At 39.1% G+C, this 14425-nt stretch carries 11 protein-coding genes; 10 read left to right on the top strand and 1 reads right to left on the bottom strand.

Annotated elements, in window-relative coordinates:
- Nucleotides 1-14: 14 nt before the first annotated feature.
- From gyrA to OS139_RS08890, 9 genes are all read left to right on the top strand, one after another.
- Nucleotides 15-2486 carry a DNA gyrase subunit A gene (gene gyrA, locus OS139_RS08930; protein WP_002325156.1) on the top strand — a complete coding sequence of 824 codons (2472 nt, stop codon included), beginning with the start codon at nucleotides 15-17 and terminating at the stop codon, nucleotides 2484-2486.
- A gap of 235 nt (nucleotides 2487-2721) precedes the next feature.
- Nucleotides 2722-3021 (top strand): 30S ribosomal protein S6, encoded by a 300-nt coding sequence (gene rpsF, locus OS139_RS08925; RefSeq protein WP_002288366.1) that lies wholly within the window; start codon nucleotides 2722-2724, stop codon nucleotides 3019-3021.
- Nucleotides 3022-3070: 49 nt separating this feature from the next.
- Nucleotides 3071-3583: a single-stranded DNA-binding protein gene (gene ssb, locus OS139_RS08920; protein WP_002288368.1), complete on the top strand. Its 513-nt coding sequence runs from the start codon at nucleotides 3071-3073 to the stop codon at nucleotides 3581-3583.
- Nucleotides 3584-3608: 25 nt separating this feature from the next.
- Nucleotides 3609-3845, top strand: coding sequence for a 30S ribosomal protein S18 (gene rpsR, locus OS139_RS08915; RefSeq protein ID WP_002288370.1), 237 nt, complete (start codon nucleotides 3609-3611; stop codon nucleotides 3843-3845).
- A gap of 142 nt (nucleotides 3846-3987) precedes the next feature.
- Nucleotides 3988-5961 carry a DHH family phosphoesterase gene (locus tag OS139_RS08910; protein WP_002288371.1) on the top strand — a complete coding sequence of 658 codons (1974 nt, stop codon included), beginning with the start codon at nucleotides 3988-3990 and terminating at the stop codon, nucleotides 5959-5961.
- A 5-nt stretch (nucleotides 5962-5966) separates the two neighbouring features.
- On the top strand, nucleotides 5967-6419 hold the full coding sequence (gene rplI, locus OS139_RS08905; RefSeq protein WP_002288372.1) for a 50S ribosomal protein L9: 453 nt from the start codon (nucleotides 5967-5969) through the stop codon (nucleotides 6417-6419).
- 273 nt (nucleotides 6420-6692) lie between these two features.
- Nucleotides 6693-8060 (top strand): replicative DNA helicase, encoded by a 1368-nt coding sequence (dnaB, locus tag OS139_RS08900; RefSeq protein ID WP_002288373.1) that lies wholly within the window; start codon nucleotides 6693-6695, stop codon nucleotides 8058-8060.
- A 779-nt stretch (nucleotides 8061-8839) separates the two neighbouring features.
- Nucleotides 8840-10132, top strand: a complete 1293-nt coding sequence (locus OS139_RS08895) for an adenylosuccinate synthase (protein WP_002288375.1) — start codon at nucleotides 8840-8842, stop codon at nucleotides 10130-10132.
- Nucleotides 10133-10867: 735 nt separating this feature from the next.
- Nucleotides 10868-11731 carry a DegV family protein gene (locus tag OS139_RS08890; protein ID WP_002288377.1) on the top strand — a complete coding sequence of 288 codons (864 nt, stop codon included), beginning with the start codon at nucleotides 10868-10870 and terminating at the stop codon, nucleotides 11729-11731.
- 128 nt (nucleotides 11732-11859) lie between these two features.
- On the opposite strand, the gene OS139_RS08885 is transcribed toward OS139_RS08890, so the two are convergent.
- A complete protein-coding gene (locus OS139_RS08885; protein WP_002297801.1) occupies nucleotides 11860-13482 on the bottom strand; it encodes an ABC-F family ATP-binding cassette domain-containing protein in 1623 nt (540 codons plus the stop codon).
- A 248-nt stretch (nucleotides 13483-13730) separates the two neighbouring features.
- On the opposite strand from OS139_RS08885, the gene OS139_RS08880 reads away from it, so the two are divergent.
- Complete coding sequence (locus OS139_RS08880) at nucleotides 13731-14252, top strand: HdeD family acid-resistance protein (protein ID WP_325066879.1); 522 nt, start codon at nucleotides 13731-13733, stop codon at nucleotides 14250-14252.
- Nucleotides 14253-14425: the final 173 nt, after the last annotated feature.

Raw genomic sequence — 14425 nt, 5'->3', positions numbered from 1 at the left:
AAGGAGGAAAAAGAATGAGTGAAGAAATCAGAGAAAACATCCATGATGTCAATCTAACCAGCGAAATGAAAGACTCCTTCATCGATTATGCGATGAGTGTTATTGTCGCACGTGCACTTCCTGATGTCAGAGATGGTCTGAAACCCGTTCATCGCCGTATTTTATACGGCATGAACGAATTAGGTGTAACACCGGATAAAGCCCATAAAAAATCTGCCAGAATCGTCGGAGATGTCATGGGTAAATACCATCCTCATGGAGACAGTGCGATCTATGAGTCAATGGTACGGATGGCACAGCCATTCAGCTACCGTTATATGCTAGTGGATGGCCATGGAAACTTTGGTTCTGTTGACGGTGACGGTGCCGCTGCTATGCGTTATACCGAAGCACGGATGAGTAAAATCGCTACAGAAATGCTGCGTGATATCAATAAGAACACTGTTGATTTCCAAAGCAACTATGATGATACAGAAAAAGAACCAGTTGTACTACCTGCTCGCTTCCCGAATCTTTTAGTGAACGGAACAACGGGGATCGCCGTAGGTATGGCCACGAATATCCCACCTCATAACTTGTCTGAGGTAGTAGCGGCTATCGATTTGCTGATGGATAATCCTGATGTGACGACCAATGAATTGATGGAAGTATTACCTGGACCAGATTTTCCAACAGGTGGTTTGGTTATGGGAAAATCAGGAATCCGAAGAGCGTATGAAACAGGTAAGGGTTCTATTACCGTACGTGCAAAAGTTGAGATTACTGAGATGCCAAATGGTAAAGAACGGATCATCGTGACAGAATTGCCTTATATGGTCAATAAAGCAAAATTGATCGAACGGATTTCTGAACTGCACAGAGACAAGCGTATCGAAGGGATCACAGATTTGCGGGACGAATCTTCCCGTGAAGGTATGCGGATCGTCATTGACATCCGTCGTGACGCCAGCGCATCCGTTATCTTGAATAACTTATATAAATTGACATCCTTGCAAAATTCATTTGGATTCAATATGTTGGCGATCGAAAAAGGTGTGCCGAAAGTTTTGAGCTTGAAACAAATTCTTGAAAACTATATCGAACATCAGCGCGAAGTCATCACAAGACGGACAGTCTTTGAAAAAGAAAAAGCAGAAGCAAGGGCACACATTTTAGAAGGTTTGCGTATTGCTTTGGATCATATCGATGAAATAATTGCGATTATCCGCGGGTCTAAATCAGATGACGAAGCAAAAGCGACGATGATCGAACGGTTCGATTTATCCGATCGCCAGTCTCAAGCTATTTTAGATATGCGTTTACGCCGATTGACCGGTTTGGAACGGGAAAAAATCGAAAATGAATACCAAGAACTCTTAAAACTGATTGAAGATTTAACTGACATTCTGGCAAGACCAGAACGTGTTACAGAAATCATCAAGAATGAATTAGCAGACTTAAATCAACGATTTGGTGATAAACGACGCACAGAATTACTAGTCGGTGAGGTCTTAAGTCTGGAAGATGAAGATTTAATCGAAGAAGAAGAAATCGTTATTACATTGACAAACAATGGTTACATCAAACGTTTGGCAAATAATGAATTCAGAGCTCAACGAAGGGGTGGACGTGGTGTCCAAGGAATGGGTATCCACAATGACGACTTCGTCAAAAATCTGGTTTCTTGCTCTACCCATGATACATTGTTATTCTTTACGAATAACGGAAAAGTGTATCGGGCAAAAGGATACGAAATTCCAGAATACGGGCGCACAGCCAAAGGAATACCAATTATCAATTTACTAGGTATCGATTCGAGTGAAAGCATCCAGGCAATCATTGCGGTGACGGGAGAAGCAGAAGAAGGCCACTATCTCTTCTTTACGACGCGTCAAGGTACAGTAAAACGTACTTCTGTCACTGCTTTTGCTAACATCCGAAGTAATGGTCTGATCGCAATTGGTTTGAAAGAAGACGATGAGCTCGTCAATGTGCTACTGACAGATGGTCAATCTAATATCATTATTGGAACACATAACGGCTACTCTGTCACTTTCAAAGAAGAAGCAGTCCGCGATATGGGACGTACAGCTTCCGGGGTCAGAGGAATACGCCTGCGTGAGGAAGATTATGTCGTTGGGGCAGCCTTAATGAAGGAAGATCAAGAAGTATTAGTGATCACAGAAAAAGGTTACGGAAAACGGACAAAAGTATCGGAATATCCAGTGAAGGGCCGCGGAGGTAAAGGGATCAAAACGGCGAACATCACTGAAAAAAATGGTCCACTAGCTGGATTGACCACTGTTTCTGGAGATGAAGACATCATGCTGATTACAGATAAAGGTGTCATTATCCGTTTCAACGTATCGACTGTTTCTCAAACTGGACGTTCAACATTAGGCGTACGTTTGATGAAGATGGAAGCTGATACGAAAGTTGTCACGATGGCAGCAGTCGAACCAGAAGCTGCAGAACAAACAGTTGAAGAACAAGGATCAGAAGAATAACCATCAAGACTAAGTGTGTAAGCTAGCAAGAATAACCGATTAAAAAATCTGGTTATTCCTGCTGGCTTTTTTGATTAGTTGAATTTCTCTTAAAATATTCGAAACTGTTCATTCTGTATTGCTTTTGACCAAAATAGAGTGTATAATCAGAGCTTGTGAGTAGTCTAATTAATTAGATAACTCTCCTTGCTCTTAGGAACCTAAGAGCCGAAAGTCCACAGGGAGGTGAATATCAATGGAAAACACGAAATATGAAATCATGTACATTATTCGTCCAAACATTGATGAAGAAGCAAAAACTGCTTTAATCGAACGTTTCGATGCAATCTTGAAAGATAACGGAGCAGAAGTTATCGAATCAAAAGATTGGGAAAAACGCCGTTTCGCTTATGAAATGAACGGTTACCGTGAAGGTATCTATCACATCGTTAAAGTATCTTCTCCATCATCAGCAAATGCTGTCAATGAATTTGACCGTCTTGCTAAAATCAACGACGATATCATTCGTCACATGATTGTTAAAGAAGAAGCTTAATTGTTGTTTCATGTGAAACAATAGAAAACGATGAGAGGAGATGACTATTTTGATTAATAATGTTGTATTAGTTGGACGTCTGACGAAAGATCCAGATTTGCGTTACACAGCAAGTGGTACGGCAGTCGCAACATTTACTTTGGCTGTGAATCGTAATTTTACAAACCAAAGCGGCAATCGCGAGGCTGATTTTATCAACTGTGTGATTTGGCGCAAATCAGCAGAAACTTTAGCAAACTATGCTCGTAAAGGAACACTTTTAGGTGTTACTGGACGTATCCAAACTCGTTCTTATGATAATCAGCAAGGACAACGTGTATACGTGACAGAAGTAGTAGCTGACAACTTCCAATTGCTGGAAAGTCGTTCTGCATCTGAAAATCGCCAACAAAGCGGCGGATTCCAAAGTTCTGGTCAATCAGCTGGCGGATTTGGCGGAAACAATAACTCTAATCAAACATCTCAATCATCCAACGGTATGCCTGATTTCGACCGTGATACTTCTGACCCATTCGGCTCAAGTTCAACGATCGACATTTCAGACGATGATTTACCATTCTAAACGAATTTGATAGGAGGGAAATAGAATGGCACAACAAAGAAGAGGCGGACGTAAACGTCGTAAAGTAGACTACATTGCTGCTAACCATATTGAATATATCGATTATAAAGATATCGAATTACTAAAAAGATTTATTTCAGAACGCGGTAAAATCTTGCCACGTCGTGTAACTGGTACAGGCGCTAAAAACCAACGTAAAATTACTGTTGCAATCAAACGCGCTCGTATCATGGGCTTGCTACCTTTCGTTAGCGAAGACTAATAAATCCTAGGAATTGAATGACTGATCCTTTTGATCAGCTATTCAATTCCTTTTTTTCTGTAAAAATACCCTCTATTCGTTTAGTCGCTCGAATGACGAAAGTTATGGTAAAATCAAATTAGTCATATATGGGAGGAAAATTATGGAAAATAAAAACAATCATTTATCCCCGAAACCTCTCTTCCTTATCCTGTTTATATTAATCGAAGTATTGGTAGTCTTAATTTTACCATTTCGTTTTGTTAGCGCTTCGGTCATTCTATTGATGAATTTATGGGGTGTTCGCTATTGGTTGAAAATGAAACGTTGGCTTATTTTAAATAAACGTGAAAAAATCCAGCAGGCTTCGACTGTAGCTGAAACCAATCTAGCTTATGTCTCAGAAGTCATGCCTGTAGGAGTGATTGCTTATCAGCCATCAAGCCAAAAAATCGAATGGCTCAATCCATTAGCATTGAAAATCAAAGATCAAAGTGGATTAACAGAGGAAGAATTGCTAGATACTTTTTTTACTGCAAAAGAAAAAAAGAAAAACCAAGTCTATCTAGCAGATAAAACATTTCAGTTTGATATGGATACAGTAAAGGGTGTTGTTTATTTTAATGATATTACCCAAAACCAGTTGTTAAAACTCCATCAGACGAACAGTCAGCCGGTGATTGGTATTTTATCTATTGATAACTATGCAGATGCCATTGATAAATTAGATGACAAAGAGATTTCTTATTTGAACTCTTTCGTCACTACACTAGTTTCTGACTGGATGAATGAATACCATGTCTTTTTCAAAAGAATCAACGCAGAACGGTTTTTCTTCGTCGCACAGATGATCGATCTGAAAAAGATGATGGATAAAAAATTTGATTTGCTGGATCGCTTTCGAGCAGAAGCTGAAAAACAGAGCTCGCCTATCACCCTTAGTATGGGGATTGCTTATGGCTCAAGAACCCTCGATGAAATCGGTGGAGAAGCTCAGAATAATTTAGATGTTGCTTTAGTCCGTGGAGGCGACCAAGTTGTCGTGAAAGAGGTAAAAGAAGGAGCAAAACCTGTTTATTATGGGGGGAAATCTGCTAAGAATGTCAAACGCACGCGTGTTCGTTCTCGAGCGATGAGTACCGCTTTGCGTCGGATTTTTGATGAAACAGGCGATGTGTTTATCATGGGGCACAAGTTTCCAGATATGGATGCTTTAGGCTCTGCTTTTGGTGTCAGTTGTCTGGCACGCTTCAACCAGAAAAAAGCTTACATCGTTATCAATGAGAACGAGATCATTCCAGATGTAGAACGGTGTCTTGAAGAAATCCATAAGCATCCTGAATTAGAAATGCAACTAATCTCTCCAGAACGTGCCATAGAGCTGAAAAAAGAAGAGGACCTCCTCGTGATGGTGGATTACCATAAACCTTCTCTATCGATCTCTCAGGGCCTATATGAGCAATTTGATAAGATTGTGATCATTGATCACCATCGTCGTGGGGAAGAGTTTCCAAGTAAACCTCTGCTGACTTATATTGAATCTTCAGCTTCTTCAGCTTCAGAGCTAGTTTCTGAGCTGATCCAATACCAAAGCAGCAAAACAAATCGCTTAGATCGTTTTGAGGCCACATTATTGCTTGCAGGGATGGTTGTAGATACAAATAGTTTCAATGTCCGTACAACTGCACGAACTTTTGACGTTGCCAGCTATTTAAGGTCTTGTGGAGCAGACGCATCCTTAGTACAATATTTATTGAGCTCGGATTTAGCGACATACTTGGAGATCAGCAATTTGATTGCTGGAAGCGACTATGTGACTTCTGATATTGTTGTGGCGGCAGGGACAGACGAAAAAGAGTATAATAGTGTTATAGCAGCAAAAACAGCAGATACATTGCTTTCGATGATCAATATCAATGCAGCTTTCGTCATTACAAAGCGGACAGACGGCTTGATTGGGATCAGTGCCAGAAGTACCGGCACGATCAACGTCCAAATCATCATGGAATCCTTAGGTGGCGGAGGACACTTCACAAACGCAGCTACTCAACTGGAAAATACGACAGTTGAGGAAACAAAACAGAAGCTATTTGCTGCAATCAAAGAAAATATGAATCAAATATATGATAAGGAGTAATCCAAATGAAAGTAATTTTTTTACAAGATGTAAAAGGAAAAGGTAAAAAAGGGGACATCAAAGAAGTTCCAGCAGGTTATGCACAAAATTATCTAATCAAAAATAACTTGGCAAAAGAAGCAACGAAAAGCAGTATCAGTCAGTTAGCAGGACAAAAGAAAGCGCAAGAAAAACACGAAGCTGAAATCTTGGAAGAAGCTAAAAAGTTAAAAGAATTCTTGGAAAAAGAAGATACTGTAGTCGAATTGAAGGCGAAAGCAGGGGAAGACAGCCGTTTGTTTGGTTCGATCCCTTCAAAACAAATTGCTGAAGGGTTAAACAAACAATACAAAATCAAATTAGATAAACGAAAAATCGAATTAGAAAATCCGATCCGTTCACTAGGCTACACAAACGTACCTGTTAAGCTTCATCATGAGGTGACGGCTACGATCAAAGTTCATGTCGTACAAGAATAACAAATCTTGATAGCGATGTTCAGCTGGTAAGTATAACCAGAAGGAGAAAAGACAAACCGAAATTTATCTGAGAAAACAGCTGCAGCAATGAAAGCAAAAGCTGCAAATCGATTTCAGATTGATTTCGGTTTCTTTTTTGGGAACAGCAAAATAGCATAAAGAAAACGAGTATAATAAAAGAGAACTATTTTTTTATTACACTTTCGGTACGAATGATGACTTTTCTCTCATTTTCTTGTAAAATGAAGCAATTGAAGACAAGGAGCGATACGTATGAATGAAGTGTGGCAGGATCGAATCCCACCGCAAAATATTGAAGCTGAACAAGCGGTTTTAGGCTCTGTTTTTCTTGACGCAGAAACGATCATTGATGCCATGGAGTACATAGAGCCAAAAGACTTTTATCGTCGCGGCCATCAAATTATTTTTGAGACAATGATCGAGTTAAATGATCGTAATGAAGCGATTGACGTGGTTACTGTCAAAGACCGGCTGGAACAAGCCAATTTGTTAGAAGATGCCGGTGGTTTAAGTTATCTCTCAGACTTGGCATTAGCAGTTCCGACAGCAGCAAATATCGTCTACTATGCGAAAATCGTTGAAGAAAAATCATTGCTGCGTACATTGATCCAGACAGCAACAGGAATCGTTACGAAAGGATTCGAGCAAGGAGAAGAAGTTCAAACAATTTTAGATGATGCCGAACGCAGTATCTTGGAGGTTTCGGAAAAAAGAAATCGAAGCGGCTTTTTATCTATTGCTGAAGTACTGAACTCCACGATTGAAAATATCGATCGACTAGCTCAAAACAATGAAGAAATCACAGGTCTACCAACTGGCTATCAAGGTCTGGATAAAATGACAGCAGGTTTCCAGCCCGAAGAACTAATCATTCTTGCTGCACGTCCAGCGGTAGGTAAAACAGCGTTTGCATTGAATATTGCTCAAAATGTAGGAACAAAAACAGATCGTTCTGTTGCGATATTTAGTTTGGAAATGGGGGCAGAATCTCTTGTAAATCGGATGCTTTGTGCAGAAGGTTCGATTGAGGCCAGCCATTTACGTACAGGTCAGCTTTCGGAAGAAGAATGGTCGAATCTGATCGTTGCGATGGGGAGTCTTTCTCGAGCAAATATTTTTATCGATGATACACCAGGGATCAAAATCTCTGAAATCCGTGCGAAATGTCGGAAACTAGCTCAAGAAAAAGGCAATCTAGGCTTGATATTGATCGATTATTTGCAGTTGATTGAAGGTAACGGTAAAGAGAACCGTCAACAAGAAGTATCAGATATCTCTCGCCAACTGAAAAAACTGGCGAAAGAGCTGAAAGTACCTGTCATTGCTCTTTCACAGTTATCTCGTGGAGTAGAACAGCGACAAGACAAACGACCAGTGCTAAGTGATATTCGTGAATCCGGATCAATTGAACAAGATGCGGACATCGTAGCCTTCTTGTATCGAGATGATTATTATGAAAGAGAAGGCGGAGATGACGATGATGGAAACGAGCCAAAAAATGACAACGTCATCGAAGTCATCATCGAGAAGAACCGAAGCGGTGCACGAGGAACAGTTGAACTACTGTTTATCAAAGAATACAATAAGTTTTCGTCGCTTTCGCCAAGAGAAGAATTTTAAAGAAGAGGTTGTGAGCCTTGAGCAATCCCGAGAGCTCTCGTAAAAAGATGCAAGGAGTAACCGCAGGAACGACTAGAGTACTTAATTTAAACAGATCTCCAAAGGGATTGTGACAAAAGTCTTGTCACAGTCCCTTTTTCCGAATAAACGGTGTTCAATCAGCTGACCCTTGGTATTAGCTCAGCAAACGTCAAAATATGAGGAACTATTTTGACGTTTGCTTCTCTAATACTCAGGTCAAAACGCTGATCTTACGACCTCTTTTCCTTAAACGGTGTTCTCCTGCCAACTCCTCGGTCACAAGTCACAATATCATCAAACATGAGAAGCAGTTTTTTGAAATTGCTCCTTGTGACTCAGAGTTAAACGGCAGGCTCACAACCTCTTTCTTAAACGGTGTTCAAAAGCTTGCATCTGCGGTAATACGCCCAATCAAACGAAAAATATGAGAAGCTATTTTTGTTTGGCTGTTCTTATTACTTGATGCAGGACAGCTTTTTCACAACCTTTGATTCACGGTGTTCCAAAAGTAGCTTCTTCGAAAAGTAAGTCGGAATTTCACAAAAATATGAGAAGCAATTTTCGTACATTCCTTCTTATTTCTTGAAGCTGACCACTTCTGTTACAACCTCTTTTTTAATAACCACTCTAAAAAGATAAAGTTCGTTTTTTAAGCGTTTTTATAAAATAAAAATAAAAATCATTCGATTTTATTTGAAATATGTATCTATTATTGATACAATGGTTCAGGATTAAATAATATAGAACGAGGTGTTCACATGTCATCTGTAGTAGTAGTAGGTACGCAATGGGGCGATGAAGGGAAAGGAAAAATCACAGACTTTCTCAGTGAAAATGCTGAAGTGATTGCACGGTACCAAGGTGGCGACAATGCAGGGCACACAATTAAGTTTAACGGTGTGACTTATAAACTGCATTTGATTCCTTCTGGGATTTTTTATAAAGACAAGATCAGTGTGATCGGAAACGGCGTTGTAGTCAATCCTAAATCATTGGTTAAAGAATTAGCTTATTTACATGAAAAAGGTGTAGAAACAAGTAATTTGCGTATTTCTGACCGCGCGCACGTAATCTTGCCTTATCATATCAAATTGGACCAATTACAAGAAGATGCTAAGGGCGAAAACAAGATTGGTACAACGATTAAAGGAATCGGACCTGCCTATATGGATAAAGCAGCTCGTGTAGGTATCCGTATTGCAGACTTATTAGATAAAGAAATTTTTGAAGAACGTCTTCGTTTGAATCTAGATGACAAAAACCGTCAATTTGTAAAAATGTTTGATTCAGAACCACTTGATTTTGACGATATTTTTGAAGAATATTATGAATACGGACAACAAATCAAACAATACGTCACAGATACTTCCGTTATCTTGAATGATGCCTTGGATGCAGGCAAACGCGTGTTGTTTGAAGGAGCACAAGGTGTAATGCTGGATATCGACCAGGGAACTTATCCTTTTGTTACTTCTTCTAACCCAGTAGCCGGTGGGGTAACAATCGGAAGCGGTGTAGGGCCTTCAAAAATCAATAAAGTTGTCGGCGTCTGCAAAGCCTATACGTCACGTGTCGGTGATGGACCATTTCCAACTGAATTATTTGATGAAACAGGAGAACAAATCCGCGAAGTAGGACGAGAATACGGTACGACAACTGGTCGTCCGCGTCGTGTAGGCTGGTTTGATTCTGTAGTTATGCGCCATTCTAAACGAGTTTCAGGTATTACCAACCTATCTTTAAACTCGATCGATGTATTAAGTGGATTGGAAACAGTAAAAATTTGTACGGCTTATGAATTAGATGGCGAACTAATCTACCACTATCCAGCAAGCTTGAAAGAGTTGAACCGCTGCAAACCAATCTATGAAGAATTGCCAGGCTGGTCAGAAGACATTACAGGATGCAAAACACTTGCAGAACTGCCAGAAAACGCACGTAACTATGTACGTCGTATCTCAGAGCTTGTTGGTGTACGTATCTCAACATTTTCTGTCGGACCTGATAGAACACAAACAAACATCTTAGAAAGCGTCTGGGCGCAAATCTAAGGATAAAAACGACGACTGAATCAGGACGTTCTTACCAGAGCGAGTCGAAGTGTTTATCTATACGATAATAATAACTTGAACACTGTTTATTCAGAATAAGGGACTGTGACAAAAACCGTGTCACAGTCCCTTTTTTCGAATAAACGGTGTTCAAAAGCTTGCATCTACGGCACTAAGCCCAATCAGATGAAAAATATGGAGTGCTATTTTTATCTGATTGTTCTTACTGCTTGATGCAGAGCAGCTTTTTCACAACCTCTCCACTAAACGGTGTTCTCCTGCCAACTCCTCGGTCACAAGTCACAATATTCAACAAACATGAGAAGCTGTTTTTTGAAATTGTTCCTTGTGACTCGGAGCTAAACGGCAGGCTCACAACCTCTTGGTAAACGGTGTTCAATCAGCTGACCCTCGGTATTAGCTCAAAAAACGGCAAAATATGAGGAACTATTTTTTCCGTTTTTTGAGCTAATACTCAGGTCAAAACGCTGATTTCACAACCTCTGATTCACGGTGTTCCAGAAGTAGCTTCTACGGAAATAAGCCGAAATTTCACAAAAATTTGAGAAGCAATTTTCGTAAATTCCTTCTTATTTCTTGAAGCTGACCACTTCTGTCACAACCTCTTATTTTGATTAGAACTTGCGAAAATAAACCGGTTAAAGTGTGTCTAGCGCAAGAGATTTGCTATAATAGACGATAAGGGTAAAATGTAACGAGAAGGGGTTGAAAAATGTGTATCAAATTGTAACAGATTCTTGTTGTGATCTGCCATACCATGTATTAGCAAAAGAAAAAGTTGATTTTTTATCAATGAATCTCCAATTGAATGATCAAGAGTTAGTAGATGACCTCGGAAAGACATTCAATTATGACCGCTACATGAATCAGCTGAAAAATGGTGCGATGCCTACGACATCACAAATCAATGTTGGCCGATATTTAGAATTTTTCCGTTCTTATGCGGAAAAACAGATTCCTGTTTTATATGTGGCTTTTTCCAGTGGATTAAGCGGCTCTTACAGTAGTGCGCTTCAAGCGGTTGAATTGCTGAAGGAAGAATATGAAGACCCTGAGATCTATGTTTTTGATACAAAAGCTGCAAGTATTGGGGAAGGGCTTTTAGTATTGGAAGCTGTAAGATTGAAAAAAGAAGGTAAAAGCATCGAAGAAACCCTAGAGTGGCTGGAAAGTAATTATTTGAAAGTCCATTCATGGGTAACAGTAGACGATCTGAAATATCTAGAACGAGGCGGTAGGATTTCCAAAGCAAGTGCTACTCTTGGCAGTCTATTGAGTGTAAAGCCTATTATTACGGTGGATAAAGAAGGAAGGCTGACGAATGTTGACAAAGTTCGAGGAAGAAACAAGTCGATCCAGACAATCGTCAATGAGACGGTAAAAACAATCGTTGCACCACTTGATCAAATCGTTTATGTGGCTTACGCTGGGGACCTAGAGAGTGCGGAGAAGGCAAAACGGCTTTTGGAAGAACAGATAAAGATGAAAGATGTGAAACTTTATCCATTAGGCCCAACGATTGCCAGCCACACAGGCTATGGCTGTATCGCAATTTTTTCGATGGGAATCAGTCGATAAAAGCAGTAACTCATTCTGTAAAAAAGCCCAGAAATTGATTGTAACAAAAACAGCGACTCTTAAAAGATAGATGAGCATCCTATCTCTTAGAGGTCGCTGTTTTTTTATTTTTTAAGCTAAATAGGCCATTATGCCCATAACTCGTTCAATTGTTTTTGAATATCTGCATTTTCCAAAAATTCATCATATGTCGTATCAGCTCGATCGATCACACCTTTATCCGAAACGGCAATGATGCGGTTTGCCAATGTTTGGATAAATTGATGGTCATGTGACGCAAATAAGATTGAGCCAGTAAATGCCATCAAGCCGTCATTCAATGCTGTGATTGATTCTAAGTCTAAATGGTTCGTTGGATCATCTAATACAAGTACGTTAGCTTTCGAAAGCATCATTTTTGAAAGCATGCAACGGACTTTCTCTCCACCAGATAAAACATTCACTGGTTTCAATACTTCTTCACCAGAAAACAGCATTCTTCCTAAGAAGCTTCTTAAGAAGGTGTTATCATCTTCTTCTTTACTTGCATATTGACGCAACCAGTCTAAAATCGTTAGATCAGTATCGAATTCTTTCGTTGTATCCTTTGGTAAATAAGAATTACTTGTTGTCACACCCCAACGTACTGTTCCAGTATCTGGCGTAATTTCACCCATGATAACTTTGAATAGCGTTGTTGTTGTTATATCATTTTCTGCGACGAAAGCGACCTTGTCTTCTTTGCTCAAATTAAAAGATATATCATCTAAAATTTTCTTTCCATCAATCGTTACACTTACATTTTCTACCTGCAATAAGTCGTTTCCAATCTCACGTTCAGGTTTGAATCCAACGAATGGATAACGTCTAGAAGAAGGTTGGATATCGTCTAAAGTAATTTTTTCAAGCATTTTTTTACGTGAAGTTGCTTGTTTTGATTTTGATGCATTCGCACTAAAGCGGGCAATAAATTCTTGGAGTTCTTTGATTTGTTCTTCTTTTTTGGCATTTGCGTTTGCTTGAAGTTTAGCCGCTAGTTGACTAGATTCCAACCAAAAATCATAATTTCCTACATAAAGTTTGATTTTACCAAAATCCAGATCCGCCATATGTGTACATACTTTGTTCAAAAAGTGACGGTCATGGGATACAACGATCACAGTATTTTCAAAATTGATCAAAAATTCTTCCAGCCAATTGATCGATTGGATATCCAGACCGTTTGTTGGTTCGTCTAGCAAAAGAACATCAGGTTTACCAAATAGTGTTTGTGCTAATAACACTTTTACCTTTTGTCCACCAGTTAATTCACTCATTTGCTGATGGTGCAATTCTTCAGGGATGTTCAGACCTTGCAGTAAAACAGCTGCTTCTGGTTCAGCTTCCCATCCATTAAGCTCAGCAAATTCTCCTTCTAATTCAGCTGCTCGAATACCATCTTCGTCAGTGAAATCCTCTTTCATGTAAATCGCATCTTTTTCTTTCATCACTTCATACAGACGCTTGTGTCCCATGATGACTGTTTCAAGTACAGTATAGTCTTCATAGTCGTAATGGTTCTGTTTCAATACGGCCATCCGTTCATCTGGTCCCATAGTAACGGAACCTGTGGAAGGCTGCAGATCCCCTGATAACACTTTAAGGAACGTTGATTTACCTGCACCATTTGCACCAATCAAGCCATAGCAGTTTCCGGGGGTAAATTTAATATTCACATCATCAAATAGTTTGCGGTCTGAAAAGTGCAAACTCACATCATTTACAGTAATCAATTTTTTTCCTCACTTTTATCATTATTAGTTTTGACAAGTCTTATAGAATTATATAGGGGAAAGGTAAAAGATTCAAGGCAATCGAACATTCTTTGTGTTTCACGTGAAACAGAATGAAAAAAATAAAAATAAAAGCGGAGCGAAAATAGCTACTATAGGATTTATTAGTTTGCAACAGCATAATTTTTGACGTTATTTATAAGAGGGAGTACTATAAAACTGTAAAAGAAATGAAAGAAGGATTGAAAATGGATGAAAAAAGAACCATCGACTGGGGCTCATTGATTTTGGGAATTTTATTTGTACTTGTCTCATTGTTATCATTTCAAGACCCTGTCGGAAATTTAGTTGCAATTGTAGTAGTCTTTGCGATTTTTGCTTTTATTAAAGGAATATTTGAACTGTTTGCACGGAACAGATTAAAAGAGCTAACAGGATATAAAGGAAAAATGCCCTTAATAATCGGGATCATTGATATTCTAGTTGGCGTCTTTTTCTTATTCAATATTGGTGCAGGAGTCGCAGCATTGCCTTTTGTTTTTGCAGTATGGTTTATTGCTGATTCCGTTTTAGCGTTATTTACTGCTGACTTGGCAAGAGGAGTAAGTGAAGGATATTATTGGTTTACGATCATCGTCAATATTTTAGGAATTTTATTAGGTATTTTCTTATTGTTTAATCCAATTTCTTCTGCGTTGACATTAAGCTTTTTAGTTGGATTCTATTTTATGTTATTTGGTATCACACATATCGTCTATGCATTTAGATAAGCAAAATCAAACAAATAAAAAAGCCGGCTTCCGATTACAGTTTTACTGTTGTAATTGGAAGCTGGCTTTTTTATCATGGACAAATATGCACGAGGTGATTTTTAGGTGTCGAGACAAATTTATGCAAAAATGTGAGAAGCTATATACACAAATTGTATCTTAATACTCGAAGT

Origin of the sequence: Enterococcus sp. E4-223, from assembly GCF_035727065.1 — a bacterium.
Classification (GTDB): Bacteria; Bacillota; Bacilli; order Lactobacillales; family Enterococcaceae; genus Enterococcus_B; species Enterococcus_B faecium.
This window is presented reverse-complemented; position numbering and strand designations above follow the sequence as displayed.

Excerpts from the sequence above, each read along its gene's own strand:
- gyrA (WP_002325156.1), top strand. The coding sequence starts at position 15 with ATGAGTGAAGAAATCAGAGAAAACATCCATGATGTCAATCTAACCAGC.
- rpsF (WP_002288366.1), top strand. The coding sequence starts at position 2,722 with ATGGAAAACACGAAATATGAAATCATGTACATTATTCGTCCAAACATT.
- rpsR (WP_002288370.1), top strand. The coding sequence starts at position 3,609 with ATGGCACAACAAAGAAGAGGCGGACGTAAACGTCGTAAAGTAGACTAC.
- OS139_RS08910 (WP_002288371.1), top strand. The coding sequence starts at position 3,988 with ATGGAAAATAAAAACAATCATTTATCCCCGAAACCTCTCTTCCTTATC.
- rplI (WP_002288372.1), top strand. The coding sequence starts at position 5,967 with ATGAAAGTAATTTTTTTACAAGATGTAAAAGGAAAAGGTAAAAAAGGG.
- dnaB (WP_002288373.1), top strand. The coding sequence starts at position 6,693 with ATGAATGAAGTGTGGCAGGATCGAATCCCACCGCAAAATATTGAAGCT.
- OS139_RS08895 (WP_002288375.1), top strand. The coding sequence starts at position 8,840 with ATGTCATCTGTAGTAGTAGTAGGTACGCAATGGGGCGATGAAGGGAAA.
- OS139_RS08880 (WP_325066879.1), top strand. The coding sequence starts at position 13,731 with ATGGATGAAAAAAGAACCATCGACTGGGGCTCATTGATTTTGGGAATT.